The organism is Pseudomonas sp. BNK-44-b, from assembly GCF_047456245.1.
Classification (GTDB): Bacteria; Pseudomonadota; Gammaproteobacteria; order Pseudomonadales; family Pseudomonadaceae; genus Aquipseudomonas; species Aquipseudomonas machongensis.
In genome coordinates this window covers 4,421,651-4,437,204 of sequence record NZ_CP179908.1, presented here as the reverse complement: position 1 = coordinate 4,437,204, position 15,554 = coordinate 4,421,651, and the positions used below count along the sequence as shown (strand labels likewise).

At 64.8% G+C, this 15,554-nt stretch carries 12 protein-coding genes and 1 pseudogene; 11 read left to right on the top strand and 2 right to left on the bottom strand.

The genetic code is table 11. The annotated features are described in order from the left end of the window. Positions 1-14: 14 nt before the first annotated feature. Entirely contained in the window at positions 15-1,031 is a 1,017-nt protein-coding gene (locus ACMGGG_RS20300; RefSeq protein ID WP_414154304.1) for an alpha/beta fold hydrolase, read from the bottom strand. A gap of 286 nt (positions 1,032-1,317) precedes the next feature. On the opposite strand from ACMGGG_RS20300, the gene ACMGGG_RS20295 reads away from it, so the two are divergent. The 3 genes from ACMGGG_RS20295 (at position 1,318) to ACMGGG_RS20285 (ending at position 4,530) form a co-directional block, all read left to right on the top strand. Continuing rightward, a complete protein-coding gene (locus ACMGGG_RS20295; protein ID WP_414154303.1) occupies positions 1,318-2,910 on the top strand; it encodes an argininosuccinate lyase in 1,593 nt (530 codons plus the stop codon). A 1,118-nt stretch (positions 2,911-4,028) separates the two neighbouring features. Then, on the top strand, positions 4,029-4,277 hold the full coding sequence (locus tag ACMGGG_RS20290; protein ID WP_414154302.1) for a hypothetical protein: 249 nt from the start codon (positions 4,029-4,031) through the stop codon (positions 4,275-4,277). A 13-nt stretch (positions 4,278-4,290) separates the two neighbouring features. Next, complete coding sequence (locus tag ACMGGG_RS20285) at positions 4,291-4,530, top strand: DUF3077 domain-containing protein (protein ID WP_065861877.1); 240 nt, start codon at positions 4,291-4,293, stop codon at positions 4,528-4,530. Positions 4,531-4,666: 136 nt separating this feature from the next. Here ACMGGG_RS20285 and ACMGGG_RS20280 read toward each other — a convergent pair whose 3' ends face one another. Further along, positions 4,667-5,881, bottom strand: coding sequence for a cation:dicarboxylate symporter family transporter (locus ACMGGG_RS20280; protein ID WP_414154301.1), 1,215 nt, complete (start codon positions 5,879-5,881; stop codon positions 4,667-4,669). 101 nt (positions 5,882-5,982) lie between these two features. On the opposite strand from ACMGGG_RS20280, the gene ACMGGG_RS20275 reads away from it, so the two are divergent. From ACMGGG_RS20275 to ACMGGG_RS20240, 8 genes and pseudogenes are all read left to right on the top strand, one after another. Then, complete coding sequence (locus ACMGGG_RS20275) at positions 5,983-6,930, top strand: LysR substrate-binding domain-containing protein (RefSeq protein WP_063546177.1); 948 nt, start codon at positions 5,983-5,985, stop codon at positions 6,928-6,930. A gap of 269 nt (positions 6,931-7,199) precedes the next feature. Next, positions 7,200-8,723: an MFS transporter gene (locus ACMGGG_RS20270; RefSeq protein WP_197893285.1), complete on the top strand. Its 1,524-nt coding sequence runs from the start codon at positions 7,200-7,202 to the stop codon at positions 8,721-8,723. Between the two features lie 95 nt (positions 8,724-8,818). Next, a pseudogene (locus ACMGGG_RS20265) lies at positions 8,819-9,355 on the top strand (MCP four helix bundle domain-containing protein); the annotation flags it as partial. 66 nt (positions 9,356-9,421) lie between these two features. Further along, complete coding sequence (locus ACMGGG_RS20260; protein ID WP_414155829.1) at positions 9,422-10,483, top strand: methyl-accepting chemotaxis protein; 1,062 nt, start codon at positions 9,422-9,424, stop codon at positions 10,481-10,483. Positions 10,484-10,656: 173 nt separating this feature from the next. Continuing rightward, positions 10,657-11,568, top strand: coding sequence for a LysR family transcriptional regulator (locus ACMGGG_RS20255; RefSeq protein WP_054895270.1), 912 nt, complete (start codon positions 10,657-10,659; stop codon positions 11,566-11,568). A 131-nt stretch (positions 11,569-11,699) separates the two neighbouring features. After that, positions 11,700-13,157, top strand: coding sequence for a gamma-aminobutyraldehyde dehydrogenase (locus ACMGGG_RS20250; protein WP_239502724.1), 1,458 nt, complete (start codon positions 11,700-11,702; stop codon positions 13,155-13,157). Positions 13,158-13,240: 83 nt separating this feature from the next. Beyond that, positions 13,241-14,386: a putative ABC transporter substrate-binding protein YdcS gene (ydcS, locus tag ACMGGG_RS20245; protein WP_414154300.1), complete on the top strand. Its 1,146-nt coding sequence runs from the start codon at positions 13,241-13,243 to the stop codon at positions 14,384-14,386. A 142-nt stretch (positions 14,387-14,528) separates the two neighbouring features. Continuing rightward, positions 14,529-15,554 carry an ABC transporter ATP-binding protein gene (locus ACMGGG_RS20240; RefSeq protein WP_414154299.1) on the top strand — a complete coding sequence of 342 codons (1,026 nt, stop codon included), beginning with the start codon at positions 14,529-14,531 and terminating at the stop codon, positions 15,552-15,554.

Below are 15,554 nucleotides of genomic sequence, written 5' to 3'. Positions count from 1 at the left end.
AAGTGCGAACGGCGTCAGCGGGTCGGGAACAGGGTCCTGGCAACGCTTTTCGCGGCAAACAGGCGGGCGGCGTTATGGCCGACCTTACTGACCTGGAATTGCAGGTGGTCGATGGGGATGTGCCATTTCTGCGCGAGGAAGGCTTCGTAGCGCAGGTAGTTGAGCTGACGCTCGACACGGGTAGCGCCCTGCATGGCAGCGCCACAGGCGCGGTCCATGACCCGGTCGTCCGGTTTGTTGTCGAGCTCGCCGACCATGTAGGTCAGGTTGCGTGCGGCATAGCGCTGGAACACCTGGGTGGCGTTCAGGCCCTGGCGGGTGAAGTACGCCGGTGCCCGCTCCAGGCCATAGCGGTATTGGTTGTAGCTTGGGCACATGACCGTGAGGACCGGCTTGAAGGCGCCGTCCTGCACGCGGTTGTCGTCCAGGTAGAGGTAGGACGAGGGGCTCGACACCACGTAGCGCACCTGGATGCCGCTGGCGCGCAGGCGTTGGTCGCCGTCGCCGAGCAGGGTGTAGCGCTGCATCAACTGACCACCGGCGGAGTGACCGATGAGCACGATTTCCTTCAGTGCCGGGAAATGCTGGCGGTTGCCGAGGTAGGCGAGCAGGTCGTCGAGCACGGTGAAACCGGCGATACCGGCGCGCCCGCTCTGCGACTCGGTGCCGTGCATCCACTTGTCCTTGGGCCACAGCGGCATGTCGTCGCCGGCACGGCGGTCGCTGGGGGTGAGGAAGTTGGGCGCCAGCAGCAAGGTGTCGCTGGCGCTGAAACCCGCGTTTTCCAGCAGCTTTTCGCCGCTGTCGTAATAGTCGTCGGCGTTGCGGCGCACACCATGCAGCAGCACCACGGCGCGCTGCACGGGCAGGCTGGCACGCTGCAGGTCGTTGTTGGCGAAGGCAAGGAAGTTGTAGGGGGCAGTGTCGCCCAGGCGCAGGGTCTGGGGGGCGGCGACGGCCTGGACGGCCAGCAGGCTGGCGGCCAAGAGCAGCAGGGAGCGGGCGAATGTGCGCAGGACGTGATGCGGCATGTAACCACCTCGTAAGCGTGCGGTCCGGTCGTATCCCGTGGCAGTGTGTGGGGATCGGCCGGTTTGATTGGAGTTATGGCGCCGATCCTAGCAGCGGTTTTTGCCGAGATAAAATATCTTGAATCGAGTGTCTTGATATCTTGAAAGTATCAAGTTGCCATTGCTGCTCTCCATACTAGAAAAATATTGGTTGGATATTTTTAATATATTTTTAATCTTCCAAACCCGCCGCTAGCATCCCGCCAAGTTCGCCCCTCCTGAGCGACACACTCGCGGAACCGAAACCATGACAACAAGAAAGACCCCGCTCTACCTGGCCATTGCCTACGCCCTGTTCGCCGCTGCCACGGCCCAGGCCGCCAACACTGCCGACCTGCCGTGCAAGACCACCGCTGAATGCGCCGAGCAGGCGCGCAAGATCGGCGCCACCGTCGACAAGTCCGCGCTCAAGGGTGGCCAGCAGGAAAGCCAGTTCGACTGGCTCAACCGCATCAACAAGGCCTCCATCGTCATGCTCACCGAGCAGGGCATCGTGCCGGCCGACCAGGGCAAGGTGATTGCCGGCGGCGTGCGCTATGCCATCGACCAGGCCAAGCAGCCCGACGGCAAGCGCCCCAGCGATGTGTTGCAGCTCGAGCAGGTGATGATCGACAAGATTGGCCCGCAGGCCTCGTTGATCCACTCCGGGCGCAGCCGCCAGGACATGTACGCCACCTATCGCCTGGCCTCGCTGCGCGCCGAAGTGCTGGACTACAGCGACGCCCTGAACGCCACCCGCCAGCGTCTGCTCAAGCTGGCCTCGGTCAACGTCGACACTCTGGTGCCGGCCTACACCAACGGCGTGCAGGCCATGCCGATCAGCTACGCCCACTACCTGCTGGCCTACGAGGCGTCGTTCCAGCGCGATGCCCAGCGCATCCATGACCTCTATGCGCGCCTGAACCTGAGCCCGATGGGCACCGCGGTGCTGGCCAACTCCGGTTACCCGCTCAACCGCGAGCGCCTGGCAACGCTCTTGGGCTTCGATGGCCTGCGTGAGAACTCGCTGGATGCCAGCCAGGTGTCGACCTACGACATTCCGCTGGAGGCTGCGAGCATTGCCTCGTCGTCGGCCATTCGCGTGGGCGCGATCATTGGCGATATCCACACCCAGTACCACCAGACCCGCCCGTGGCTGCTGCTCGACGAGGGTTCGACCTACACCAGCAGCGCCATGCCGCAGAAGCGCAACCCGGGCTTGCTGATGCGCACCCGCGAGTCGGCCTCCGATGTGGTCGGGCTGGCCAACGCCACCACCGTGCGAGCGCATAACGTCACTACCGGTATGACCGACTACAAGGCCGCGTTCGACGACCTGGGGCTGTTCAAGTCGGCCAACGAAATGTTCGAGCGCATGGACCTGGTGCTCGATGCCCTGCAGATCAACGCTGCTCGGGCCGAAGAGGAACTGGACGCAGACTGGACCACGTCGATGGAGCTGGCCGACACCCTGGAGCGCCAGCACCACGTGCCGTTCCGCATCGGCCACAGCTTCGCCTCGCTGATCGTCGAGAAGGCCCGCGCCGAGGGCACGCTGCCCAAGGACTTCGCCTACGCCGATGCCCAGGCGCTCTACACCCAGGCAGCGAAGAAGTACAAATGGCAGGACGACCAGCTGCCGCTGAGCGAGGCCGCCTTCCGCGCCAGCCTGTCGCCACGGGCGATGGTCGAGAGTCGCCAGGGCACTGGTGGGCCACAGCCGAACGAAGTGCGGCGCATGCTGATGGAAGCGGGCAAGCGCCTGGCGGCGGACCAGGACTGGATGAAGCTGCACCGGCAGAAGCTGGTGGATGCCGATGCGGCGCTGGACAAGGCGTTCGACAAGCTCGCCGGGCAATAACGGCATCGCAATCTCAAAAATCTAAGGCGTGCCCAATCCCACAGGGATTGGGCTTGCTCTAAGATTTTGAGCAAGACTGTTGCTCCTACAGATGTGGTGGATGCCTGTGGAGCGGCGGTGTCTTCATACTTCAGAAAACTCCGAATCTCGCCGGCATCCCTTCAGTTCAAGGTTGCTTGGGAATTATCCTGCGCGTCACACAGCCGTTTCTCTGTTGTTGAAGATAAGCATCGGGACTAACTTCCCTGGTCGCCATAGGGTGAGCCGGGTTTGAGAGCTATGCCTTTCAAGGTGTTTGTGTAGAGGCTGGCAGGTGCTTGCCGAAAGTTTTTCAGCGCCTATGAGATCGAGCGCCGCCCGCGCGGCGCTTCGCGGGCAAGCCCGCTCCTACAGTTTGTTTCGGGCCAATGAATCCTGTGGCATTTTCGCGTGACCCCTTTGGCGCACGGCGCGTTACCGAGTCGTACACACCAGGCGTCGAGCGCCTATGGCACAGGCATAACTGGCCCGAAACAAACTGTAGGAGCGGGCTTGCCCGCGAAGCGCCGCGCGGGCGGCGCTCGATCTCACAGGCGCTGAAAAGCTTCAGGCAAGCACCTGTCAGCCCTCACGCAATCACATGCGCACACCTTGAAAGAGAAGGGTGTGAGAACCCGCTATCTAGTTGCAGTTCAACGCTGTCATGGCAGCTGTGTGTGGGCAGGCTTTATGCCTGGCCGGCTTTTGCTCTGTGTTGGTCCGGTCTCTCACCCCACCACAGCTGCCACCCGGGGGAAATATGATGTCCCCATGCCTCAGAAAATTCCGAATCTCGCCAGCACCCCTTCAGTTCAAAGTTGCTTGGGAATTATCCTACGCGCCACGCAGCCGTTTCTCTGTTGTTGAAGATAAGCATCGGGACTAACTTCCCCGGGTCGCCCATATGGCGACCGGGTGTGAGAGCCCGCTATCCATTTTGCAGATCAACGGCTGTCATGGCAGCTGTGCGTGGGCAGGCTTGCGCCTGGCCGGCTGATTGATCTCTATGGACCGGTCTCTCACCCCACGTAACAGCTGCCACCCATCCTGTGAGAGGGATGGTGGGGTTGGCTTCCTGAAACGCCATTGAGATCACAGTGATGAAAAAGATCGTCCCCGATCCACCCCGCCTCAAGCTCATCAATACTCCCTACTTCTCCATCCACGCCGACCTGATTCCCCCGGACGCCCTGGCTCACGCCAGCGAGCTGTTGCGCGGCGTCAGCGAGACCCTCGACGAACACTGTCGCTCCGTGGCCGGTACTCCCGGTCTGAACATGCTCACCAACGCCGCGCATGCCGCCGAAACAGCGCGGGCCTTGATCGAACACGCCCTCAAACGGATGTGATGGAGGTTTGTCCATGAATGAAAACACCACGCCAGGCATCGCCACGGCCCTTGGGATGTTCCGCGTACAACCCGGTATTCCCGTGGATCAGGCATTCGACGAAGTGTCGTTGCTGCTCGGTTGCGTGCGCGACCTGAGCCAGGGCAGTGACGAGGATATCGCTCCTGCTGCCCTGACGGCATTGAGGTATCTCAGCGCAATGGCCAAGGCCTTGCTGAACGACCTTGAGGTGGCCAGAAACCAGCAGGTCTGACTGCAGGCCAACTTCTTGGGGCAATCCAGACCTGTGGGAGCGGGCTTGCCCGCGAAAGTACACCGCGATGCATGGCACCGGCTGTGCCGGTGTTCGCGGCGGTTCGGCGCCCGACAAGCCTGCTCCCACAGTTGCCCTAACCCAACACCTCGCGCAATCGTGCCCGATCCACTTTCCCGTGCCACCAGGCAATCGCCAGGCACGCCACGCAATTGCCCACCACATTGGTCACCGACCGGCATTTCATCAGCCGCTCCACGCCAATCAGCAAACCGATGCTCTCCAGCGGCACGATGTCCAGCACGCTCAAGGTCGCCGCCAGGGTGACGAAGGCCGAGCCGGCCACGCTGGTCGAGCCGAGCGAGGTGAACAGGCTGACCAGCACGATGGTCGCCAGCAGCGAGGGAGTCAGGTCGATATGCCCAAGCTGTGCGAGAAACAGCACCGCGACGATCAGGTACAGGCTCGAGCCATTGAGGTTGAAGCTGTAGCCGGCAGTGAGGGTCAGGCGCAGGGTCTGGCTGTCGCAACCCGCCGCTTCGAGCTTTTCCACCAGGCGCGGCAGTGCGGCCACCGACGAGCCGGTCGAGATCACCAGCAGCAATTCTTCCTTGATGTAGCCCACCAGCCGCGCCAGGCGACAGCCGAGCAGACGCATCACCAGCAGCGGCACCAGCAGCAGGTAGGCCAGGCACGCGGCGTAGGCAGCAACGACGAACTTGGCCAGGGGAATGGCGGCGTCCAGGCCGTACTTGCCGATGATGAAGGCGATGGCACCAAACGCGGCCAGCGGCGCGAAGCTGACGATCAGGCGCATGATGCGGAACATCCAGGCCATGGTCCGGTCGAGCTGGCGGGCCAGGCGCCGGCCGGTTTCGCCGCTGCGCCCCAGCAGCAGGCCACATACCAACGCGGCCAGCAGCACCTTGAGGATCGGGCTTTCTTCCAGCGAGTCGAGCAGCAGGGTCGGCAGGCGCGAGAGCATCGGACCGTCGCCGGCCAGCAGCGGCACCGACCACACATGGCTGGAGCTTTCCAACCCTGCGCCAGGGCGCAGCAGCAAAGCCACCACCAGGCCAATCAGCAGCGAAAGCAACGACATCAGTTGCCAGTAGGCCATGGCCTTGAGGCCGAGGCAGGCGGTGGCGCGGTAGTCGCTCAGGGCAGCCGTGCTGGAGCAGACCAGGATGAACATCACCACCGGGGCACAGACGCCGATGATGGAAATGAACAGGTCGCTGAGCGGCTTCATCTGCACCGCCAGGTCTGGCTGCCAGACGCCCAGCAGCGCACCGGCCAGCAGGGCGAGCAGGAGCAGGGCAAGGTCTGAGCGAGAGCGATTACGGATCATCGGGATTTTTTGTTGTTTTCCGGTTTGCCGATTCTAGCGTGAATGGTGCGAGGACTGCGCATGCGCCACAATGCTCCTCGCCACCCGTCCCCGGAGCCTGCATGGAACTTCGTCACCTTCGTTACTTCGTCATGGTCGCCCAGGAAAAGCACTTCACCCGTGCCGCCGCGCGGCTGAACATGCAGCAACCGCCACTCAGCCAGCAGATCCGCGCACTGGAACAGGAGCTGGGCTTCGACCTGTTCATCCGCCATGCCAAGGGTGTCGACCTTACCGCTGGCGGCGAGGTCTTCCTTCAAGAGGCACTGGACATCCTGCAACGGGTCGAGAACGGTGCGCAGAAGGCGGCGCGCACGGCCAAGGGCATCGAAGGCAACCTCAAGGTCGGCTTCACCAGCTCGGCGGCGTCCCATCCATTGATCCCCCGCATCATCCGGCGCTACCGCGACCTGTACCCGGACGTCGATATCGCCTTGCACGAAGGCAACGCCCGCGAACTGACCGACGAGGTGAGCGACGACAGCGTCGATATCGGCATCCTTCGCGCGCCGGTCGACCGTCCACGCGGCATCGCCTATCACCGGTTGCTCAACGAAGAACTGGTGCTGACCCTGCCGGTTGGCCATCGCCTGCTCGACAGCGGTGCGGCCATTGCGCTCAAGGACCTGGCCGACGAGCCGTTCATCCTGGTGCGTCGCCCGGGGGCGCCGGGGATGTACGCCAATTTGCTGCAGGCGTGTCGCAATGCCGGGTTCGAGCCGAAGGTGGCGTTCGAGGTCGAGCGCATGCTGACCAACGTCAGCCTGGTGGCCGCAGGGGCTGGGGTGTCGGTGGTGCCGACCTCGATGCGCGGGTTTCATGAGCACAGCGTGGCCTACCGGCCGATTCGCGATGCCCGGCCCCGGCTGGCGGCGCCGATTACCCTGCTGTGCCGGCAGGACAACCCGTCGCCGCAGGCGGTGAATTTTGTGGCGTTGGCGCGGGAGCTGGGCAGCGAGTTGCGCCGTGAACGACGGGAGGCCGGTGGTGCTGCGTTAGCTACAGGCTAATGACAACGCGGCGCCTGGCTAACAAGGGCTGGGCGTTGGAAGGGTAGGGTGGTCGCAACACTGCAAAGCCTGCGGCGAAACGATTTTGGCCGACAGGCTTGTGGTGGCTGTTCCGGCCTCATCGCGGGACAAGCCCGCTCCCACAGGTATTGGGCTGGCCTTTAGATTTTGAACAAGACAGTTGCTCCTACATGTTGTACTACCTCTGTGGGAGCGGGCTTGTCCCGCGATGAGGCCCTGAAGATCACCCCCCCTTCGGGAGCCTCACCATGTCATCCGCCCGCTTCACCCTGTTCACCGCCTCGGCGGTGTGCGCCCTGATCATCCTCGACACCAACATCGTCGCGGTCAGCCTGCCCAGCATCGCCCGTGACCTGTCCGGCTCGTTCGCCGACATCGAATGGGTGGTCAGTGCCTACCTGCTGGCCTTCGCCGCAGCCCTGCTACCGGCCGGCAGCCTGGCCGATCGTTTCGGCCGACGGCGCATGCTGCAACTGGGGCTGGGCCTGTTCGGCCTGGCCTCGCTGGCCTGCGGCGCCGCGCCGACACTGATGTTCCTCGACCTGGCCCGGGCCGCCAAGGGCCTTGGTGCGGCGCTGCTGCTCACCGCCGCGCTGGCGGCCATCGGTCACCGCTTCCACGAACCCGAGGAGCGCCTGCGCGCCTGGGCGTTCTGGGGCGCGTGCATGGGCGCGACCATCACCTTCGCACCGCTGCTTGGCGGCCTGATCGCCAGCACCTTGGGCTGGCGCTGGATCTTCTACATCAACCTGCCGCTGGTGGGGGTGCTGTCGATCATGGTCCGGCGCAGCATCGAGGAATCGCGCGACAGCGCTGCTGCGCGCCTGGATCCGTTCGGCAGCCTGACCTTCGCGGGTGCGCTGGGCTACCTGATCTGGGCGCTGATCGATGCCAACCGCGTCGGCTGGGACAGCGCCCCCACCCTCGGGCGGCTAGTGATCGCGGCGTTCCTGTTCTTCCTCTTCGTGTTGGTCGAGCGCAACCAGTCGCGGCCAATGATCGACCTGCAACTGATGCGCAGCGGGCGCTTCATCGGCGCTCTGCTCGGCATGTTCGCCTATGCCGCCTGCGCCCAGGTGATGATGACCCTGCTGCCGCTGTACCTGCAGAACGGCCTGCAACTGCCAGCGCTGGCCGCAGGTGCAGGCATGCTGCCGTTCGCCCTGGCGATGCTGCTGACACCCCGCCTGGGCATGCGCCTGTCGGCACGGCTCGGCTCGGCGCGCGTGTTCGCCCTGGGGTTGCTGCTGGTGGGGCTGGGCAACCTCTTGTGTTCGGCCGCAGCCGCGTACGGCGGTTATACCCGCTTCGCCCTGGCCAGCCTGGTGCTTGGTGCCGGGGCCGGGCTGCTCAACGGCGATACGCAGAAGAACATCATGGCCTGCGTACCGCGTGAGCGCACCGGCATGGCCTCGGGCTTGAGCACCACCACACGCTTCGGCGCGATCGTGCTGGCCATCGGTGTGCTGGGCGGGATTCTGGCCAGCCGCAGCGGGCAGTTGTTGCGTGAGGCGGTGGCGGGCGTGGCGCCGGCGCAACTGGACAAGGTCGGCGACATGGCGACCCGGGTCGCGGCGGGCGATCTGCCGGCGGCGCTGGCGGTGGTCGATCCGAGTCTGCGCGACACCCTCGCGCCGCTGGCACGCCAAGCCTTCGTCGGCGGTTTCGAAGCGGTGCTGACGAGCGCCGGGGTGGCGGCGCTGGTGTTCGCCGTGGTGGTGGGGCTTCTGCTGAACCGACCACTCCCCGTGCCAGTCACGCAGCCGACCTGATGATTTAATTTCATGGTCGTTATCAATCAACGCGATTAGAAGGCTTCACATTCTCTGGGTATAAAGCATGCAAAAAATGATGGCAAAAAGCTTTTATGCACTCGGGGGAGGACACCATGTTCAGAGGAATCAGCATCACCATGAGGTTGGCGCTGGGGTTTGCATTGGTCGTTGGGTTGATGCTGGTCATCACCGCCATCGGCGTGCACCGGGTGGGCGGGATCGACGCGCTGCTCACCGAGGTCAGCGGCAACACCACGGTCAAGCAGCGCTATGCGATCAACCTGCGCGGCAGCGTGCATGACCGCGCCATCGCCATCCGCGATGCCGTTCTGACCCACGATGACGGCCAGCTTTCTGGCTTCCTCCAGGACATCAAGCGCCTGGACGACTTCTACCAGACCTCCGCGGTGCCGCTGGCCAAGATGCTCGGCGAGCCCAAGGCCGGTGCCGACGAGCAACGCCTGCAGCAGCAGATCCGGGGTATCGAGCGTACCGCCCAGGCCGCCACCGCACAGTTGCTGGAGCTGCGCCACAAGGGCGACTTCGAGCAGGCCCAGGCGCTGCTACTGGCCCAGGTCGCGCCGGCGTACAAGGAATGGCTGCGCAGTATCAACGCCTTCATCGACCTGCAGGAAAAGGATGTAGTGCGCGACATCGGCATCGTGCGTGACAGCGCTTCGGGCTTTGCCGGTTTGATGCTCTGGGCCGCGGCCCTGGCTGCGCTGCTCAGCGTCGCCGCCTCGCTGCTGATCATCCGCAGCATTCGCTCGACCCTGGGCGCCGAGCCCGAGGAGGTGGCGCAACTGCTGCGTGGCCTGGCCCGTGGCGAGATCGACCAGAGCGTACGCAGCCAGCACCCGGACAGCGTGATGGGCGCGCTGGGCACCACCAACCGTCACCTCACCGAGATCATCGCCCAGGTCAACCAGGTGGCGACCGACCTGGTCGCCTCGTCCAGCCGCATGAGTCAGGGCGCCGCCGCCAACCAGGGGCGCATGCAGCAGCAGAGCGACGACACTCAGCACATGGCCAGCGCCGTGTCGCAACTGGTGGCCGCGATCAACGAGATTGCCGGTTACGCCGCCGCGGCAGCGCGGGCCTCCGAGGCGGCCGACCAGGAAGTGGACGCTGGCAAGACCGTGGTCGAAGGTACCGCCAGCTCCATGCACGAACTGGCCCAGGTGCTGGAGTCGGCCACCGAGGCGGTGTTGCAGGTCGCCGCTGACAGCCAGGCCATCGAGAGCATCATCGAGGTCATCAACTCCATCGCCGAGCGCACCAACCTGCTGGCGCTCAATGCCGCGATCGAGGCGGCGCGTGCCGGCGAGTTCGGCCGGGGCTTCGCGGTGGTCGCCGACGAGGTGCGCTCGCTGGCCAACCGCACCCAGGAGTCGACTCGAGAGATCCGCGGCATGATCGGCAAGCTGCAGGAGGGGGCCGGCAAGACTGCGCAGATCGTCGGCGACAGCCGCGAGCTGGCGCAGGGCACGGTGGAGCGTACCCAGGTCGCACAGCGTTCGCTGAACGAGATCCGTCGCGAGGTGGCAGCGATCAGCCAGATGAACAACCAGATCGCCGCGGCTTCGTCGCAGCAGGATGTGGCGGCGAGCATGCTCAGCCAGGACATCAATCGCATCCACGCCTCCTCGCGTGATGCCCACGCAGGTTCCACGCGCCTGGCCGGAGACAGCCAGGAATTGCTGGAGCTGGCGGATGCACTGGGCAGCCGGATGGGCTTCTTCAAGACTGCCGGGTAGTTCCCCCAGGCCCGACCTTTTCGCGGGTAAACCCGCTCCTGCAGGGATTGCTGTGGGAGCGGATTTACTCGCGAAAAGGCCAACACTGCCCTCAACCCTGTTCGATAAAAAAGAACGCTCAATCACCCATTCGATAAACCATACTGCGGAAAAAACAACAGGTGTTTTTCCGCATGATGACCCTGCGCCAGATTCGCCACTTCATCGCCGTCGCCGAAACCGGCTCGATCTCCGCCGCCGCGCAGGCGGTGTTCATCTCCCAGTCGACCCTCACCCAGGCGATCCAGCAACTGGAAGACGAGATCGGCGTGACCCTGTTCACCCGCCACGCCAAAGGCATGAGCCTGACCCACCAGGGCCACCAGTTCCTGCGCCAGGCGCACCTGATCCTGGCCACCGTGGAAAACGCCAAGCGCAGCCTGCAGCAGAGCACCGACCAGGTTGATGGCCTGCTCACCATCGGCGTCACCAGCCTGGTCGCCGGCTATTACCTGGCCGACCTGATCACCCGCTTCCAGCACGCCTATCCCAACGTCCAAACCCGCGTGGTGGAGGACGAGCGTCCCTACATCGAGCATTTGCTGGTGGCCGGCGAGATCGATGTCGGCGTGCTGATCCTGTCCAATCTCGAAGATCGCCACGCCCTGCAGACCGAAGTGCTCACCCACTCGCCACACCGCCTGTGGCTGCCGCCGCGCCATCCGCTGCTCGAGCGCGACAGCATCAGCCTGGCCGATGTCGCGGGCGAGCCGCTGATCCAGCTCAACGCCGATGAAATGGGCCTGCACACCCAGCGCATCTGGAGCCGTGCCGGGCTTACGCCCAAGGTCACCTTGCGCACCGCGTCGGTGGAAGCGGTGCGTAGCCTGGTGGCGGCGGGGCTTGGGCTGTCGATCCAGGCCGACATGACCTACCGCCCGTGGTCGCTGGAAGGCGACATCATCGAAGCCCGCCCGCTGGCCGACCTCAACGAGACGCTCGACGTGGGCCTGGCCTGGCGCCGGGGCACGGCGCGCACGCCGCTGGTGGACCCATTCCTGACATTGGCCAGGGGGCAGGGCAGCCAGCGCAAGGTATCGCTTTAATCGAACGAGACTTTCTATATTTAGAATTTGTGAAGCTGCCTGTCGGGCCCTAGTCTCGTTTCTAGTGGACGCGCCCGACCCACAGCGGAGGCGCCATGCACGACGACACGAAAAAAAGAAGAAGTCCGAAAATGCCCACCAGTCTTCCGCTGTACAGCGCGCAGTTGATCGATGGCCACCTGGTTGCCGGGGAAGGGCTGGTCGAGCCCATCGTCAACCCGGCGACCGGCGAGTTGCTGCTGAATGTCGGCGAAGCCTCCCTCGAACAGCTTGAGCGCGCAGTGCAGGCGGCCCAGCGCGCCTTTGCCGGCTGGTCGCGCACGACCCCTGCGCAACGCGCTGCCACCTTGCTCGCCATCGCCGACGCCATCGACGCCAATGCCGACCAGCTCGCCCGTCTCGAGGCGCTGAACTGCGGCAAGCCCCTGCACCTGGCGCGCCAGGATGATATTCCCGCCACTGCCGACGTGTTCCGCTTCTTTGCCGGGGCGGTGCGCTGTCAGCAGGGCCAGCTCACTGGCGAGTACGTCGCCGGGCACACCAGCATGGTGCGCCGCGACCCGGTTGGCGTGGTGGCGTCGATCGCGCCGTGGAACTACCCACTGATGATGGCGGCGTGGAAGATCGCCCCCGCCCTGGCCGCAGGCAACACCGTGGTGTTCAAGCCCTCCGAACACACGCCGCTGTCGATCCTGGCTCTGGCGCCGCTGCTGGTCGATATCCTGCCGCCTGGCGTATTGAACATTGTTTGCGGTGGCGGCGAGGCGGTCGGCAGCCATCTGGTCGGCCATCCCAAGGTGCGCATGGTGTCGCTGACCGGCGATATCGTCACCGGCCAGAAGATCCTCCAGGCCGCTTCGCGCACGCTCAAGCGCACCCACCTGGAACTCGGCGGCAAGGCCCCGGTGATCGTCTGCGACGATGCCGACCTGGAGGCCGTGGTGCAGGGCATTCGCACCCATGGTTACTACAACGCCGGGCAAGACTGCACCGCCGCCTGCCGCATCTACGCCCAGGCTGGCATCCACGACCGGCTGGTGGCCGCACTGGGCGACGCGGTGGGCAATATCCGCTTCGCCCGCAAGAAAGACGCCGACAACGAGATCGGCCCGCTGATCAGCGCCCGCCAGCGCGACCGCGTGGCCAGCTTCGTCGAGCGCGCCCTGGGCCAGCCGCACATCGAGCGGGTGACCGGTGCCGCAGTGCATTCGGGCCCCGGCTTCTACTACCAGCCGACGCTGCTGGCCGGCTGCCGCCAGCAGGACGAGATCGTCCAGCGCGAGGTGTTCGGGCCGGTGGTCACCGTGACCCGCTTCGAACACCTGTCCCAGGCGCTGGACTGGGCCAACGACTCCGAATACGGCCTGGCCTCCTCGGTGTGGACGCAGAACCTCGACAAGGCCTTCCAGATCGCCAACCGCCTGCAATACGGCTGCACCTGGATCAACACCCATTTCATGCTGGCCAGCGAGATGCCCCATGGTGGGCTCAAGCGCTCCGGCTACGGCAAGGACCTGTCCAGCGACTCGCTGCAGGACTACAGCGTGGTGCGCCACATCATGGCGCGTCACGGCGAGCTGCTCGACTGACACAAGAATCCGCTGGCGCCGCCAGGGACGTTGTTCGCTTGATACTGCCCCGACAATAGAAAGAACAATTTGGGAGATGAACGATGTACAAGACAGCGTTTCTCAGCGGGCTCGCCACCGCGCTCCTGGCCAGTGGCAGCCTCCAGGCCGCCGAAGCCCTGAAGGAAGTCGGCAAGGGCGAGGGCCAGCTCGATATCGTCGCCTGGCCGGGTTATATCGAACGTGGCGAGTCGGACAAGGCCTATGACTGGGTCAGCAAGTTCGAGCAGGACACGGGTTGCAAGGTCAACGTCAAGACCGCTGCCACCTCCGACGAGATGGTCAGCCTGATGGCCAAGGGTGGCTACGACCTGGTCACCGCTTCGGGCGATGCCTCGCTGCGGTTGATCTATGGCAAGCGTGTACAGCCGATCGACCCGAAACTGATCCCCAACTGGAAGAACCTCGACCCGCGCCTGCACGACGCGCCCTGGTACACCGTCGATGGCAAGACCTACGGCACGCCCTACCAGTGGGGCCCGAACCTGCTGATGTACAACACCAAGGTGTTCCCCGCCGCACCGGATAGCTGGAAAGCCGTATTCGAGGCCGAGAACCTGCCCGATGGCAAGCCGAACAAGGGCCGTGTGCAAGCCTACGACGGCCCGATCTACATTGCCGACGCCGCGCTCTACCTCAAGGCGACCCAGCCGACGCTTGGCATCAGCGATCCGTACCAGCTCGATGAAAAGCAGTACGCCGCCGTGCTCGACCTGCTGCGCAAGCAGCACGCCTTGATCCACCGTTACTGGCACGACACCACGGTGCAGATGAGCGACTTCAAGAACGAAGGCGTCGCCGCTTCCAGTGCCTGGCCTTACCAGGCCAACGCGCTCAAGGCCGAGGGCCAGCCGATCGCCACGGTGTTCCCGAAGGAGGGCGTCACCGGGTGGGCCGACACCACCATGCTGCATGTCGAGGCCAAGCATCCCAACTGCGCCTACAAGTGGATGGACTGGTCGCTGCAGGACAAGGTGCAGGGTGACGTGGCGGCCTGGTTCGGTTCGTTGCCAGCGGTGCCGCAGGGCTGCAAGGCCAGCGAATTGCTGGGCGCCGAGGGCTGCAAGACCAACGGTTTCGACCAGTTCGACAAGATCGCCTTCTGGAAGACCCCGCAGGCCGAGGGTGGCAAGTTCGTGCCCTATAGCCGCTGGACCCAGGACTACATCGCGATCATGGGCGGGCGCTAGGCCGGGCGCTTGCCTGGGCCGGCCTCATCGCGGGGCAAGCCCGCTCCCACAGGATACTTTGCAGCCCTGTGGGAGCGGGCTTGTCCCGCGATGAGGCCGGCAGCGACACCACAAAACCACCCTTCACCCCGGAGCCTCCACCATGCCCCCAGCCGTCCAGTTCACCCAGGTCTCCCGTCAGTTCGGCGAGGTGAAGGCCGTCGACCAGGTGTCGATCGACATCCAGGACGGCGAATTCTTTTCCATGCTCGGCCCCTCGGGCTCGGGCAAGACCACCTGCCTGCGCCTGATCGCAGGTTTCGAGCAGCCCAGCGCAGGCTCCATCCGCATCCATGGCCTCGAAGCCGCCGGCCTGCCGCCCTACCAGCGTGACGTCAACACGGTGTTCCAGGACTATGCGCTGTTCCCGCACATGAACGTGCTGGACAACGTCGCCTATGGCCTGAAGGTCAAAGGCGTGGCCCGCACCGAGCGCTTGCAGCGTGCCGAGGAGGCGCTGGAGATGGTCGCCCTCGGCGGTTATGGCACGCGCAAGCCGGTACAGCTTTCCGGCGGCCAGCGCCAGCGCGTGGCCCTGGCCCGCGCGCTGGTCAACCGTCCGCGGGTGCTGCTGCTCGACGAGCCGCTGGGGGCGCTCGACCTCAAGCTGCGCGAGCAGATGCAGGGCGAACTCAAGCGCCTGCAACGCCAACTGGGCATTACCTTCATCTTCGTCACCCACGACCAGAGCGAAGCGCTGTCGATGTCCGACCGCGTCGCGGTATTCAACAAAGGGCGCATCGAACAGGTCGACACCCCACGCAACCTGTACATGAAACCGGCCACCGCCTTTGTCGCCGAATTCGTCGGCACCTCCAACGTGTTGCGTGGCGAACTCGCCAGCCAACTGGTCGGTGATGCCCGGCCGTTCTCCATTCGCCCCGAGCACATTCGCTTCGCCTTGGGCGAACGGGGAGCCAGCGACGTGGAGGTCAGCGGCCTGCTGCACGATATCCAGTACCAGGGCGCCGCAACGCGCTATGAGATCCGCCTGGACAATGGCCAGCACCTGAGCCTGAGCCAGGCCAACAGCCAGTGGGGCGACGGCCCGGCCAGCCACCAGCCGGGTCAGCGCGTCACCGCCCGCTGGGCGCGCGAGGCCATGGTGGCGCTGAGCGAGGGCGTGTGA

Excerpts from the sequence above, each read along its gene's own strand:
- ydcS (WP_414154300.1), top strand. The coding sequence starts at position 13,241 with ATGTACAAGACAGCGTTTCTCAGCGGGCTCGCCACCGCGCTCCTGGCC.
- ACMGGG_RS20285 (WP_065861877.1), top strand. The coding sequence starts at position 4,291 with ATGAATGAAAACACCACGCCAGGCATCGCCACGGCCCTTGGGATGTTC.
- ACMGGG_RS20270 (WP_197893285.1), top strand. The coding sequence starts at position 7,200 with ATGTCATCCGCCCGCTTCACCCTGTTCACCGCCTCGGCGGTGTGCGCC.
- ACMGGG_RS20295 (WP_414154303.1), top strand. The coding sequence starts at position 1,318 with ATGACAACAAGAAAGACCCCGCTCTACCTGGCCATTGCCTACGCCCTG.
- ACMGGG_RS20260 (WP_414155829.1), top strand. The coding sequence starts at position 9,422 with ATGCTCTGGGCCGCGGCCCTGGCTGCGCTGCTCAGCGTCGCCGCCTCG.
- ACMGGG_RS20250 (WP_239502724.1), top strand. The coding sequence starts at position 11,700 with ATGCCCACCAGTCTTCCGCTGTACAGCGCGCAGTTGATCGATGGCCAC.
- ACMGGG_RS20280 (WP_414154301.1), bottom strand. The coding sequence starts at position 5,881 with ATGATCCGTAATCGCTCTCGCTCAGACCTTGCCCTGCTCCTGCTCGCC.
- ACMGGG_RS20275 (WP_063546177.1), top strand. The coding sequence starts at position 5,983 with ATGGAACTTCGTCACCTTCGTTACTTCGTCATGGTCGCCCAGGAAAAG.
- ACMGGG_RS20240 (WP_414154299.1), top strand. The coding sequence starts at position 14,529 with ATGCCCCCAGCCGTCCAGTTCACCCAGGTCTCCCGTCAGTTCGGCGAG.
- ACMGGG_RS20255 (WP_054895270.1), top strand. The coding sequence starts at position 10,657 with ATGATGACCCTGCGCCAGATTCGCCACTTCATCGCCGTCGCCGAAACC.
- ACMGGG_RS20290 (WP_414154302.1), top strand. The coding sequence starts at position 4,029 with ATGAAAAAGATCGTCCCCGATCCACCCCGCCTCAAGCTCATCAATACT.
- ACMGGG_RS20300 (WP_414154304.1), bottom strand. The coding sequence starts at position 1,031 with ATGCCGCATCACGTCCTGCGCACATTCGCCCGCTCCCTGCTGCTCTTG.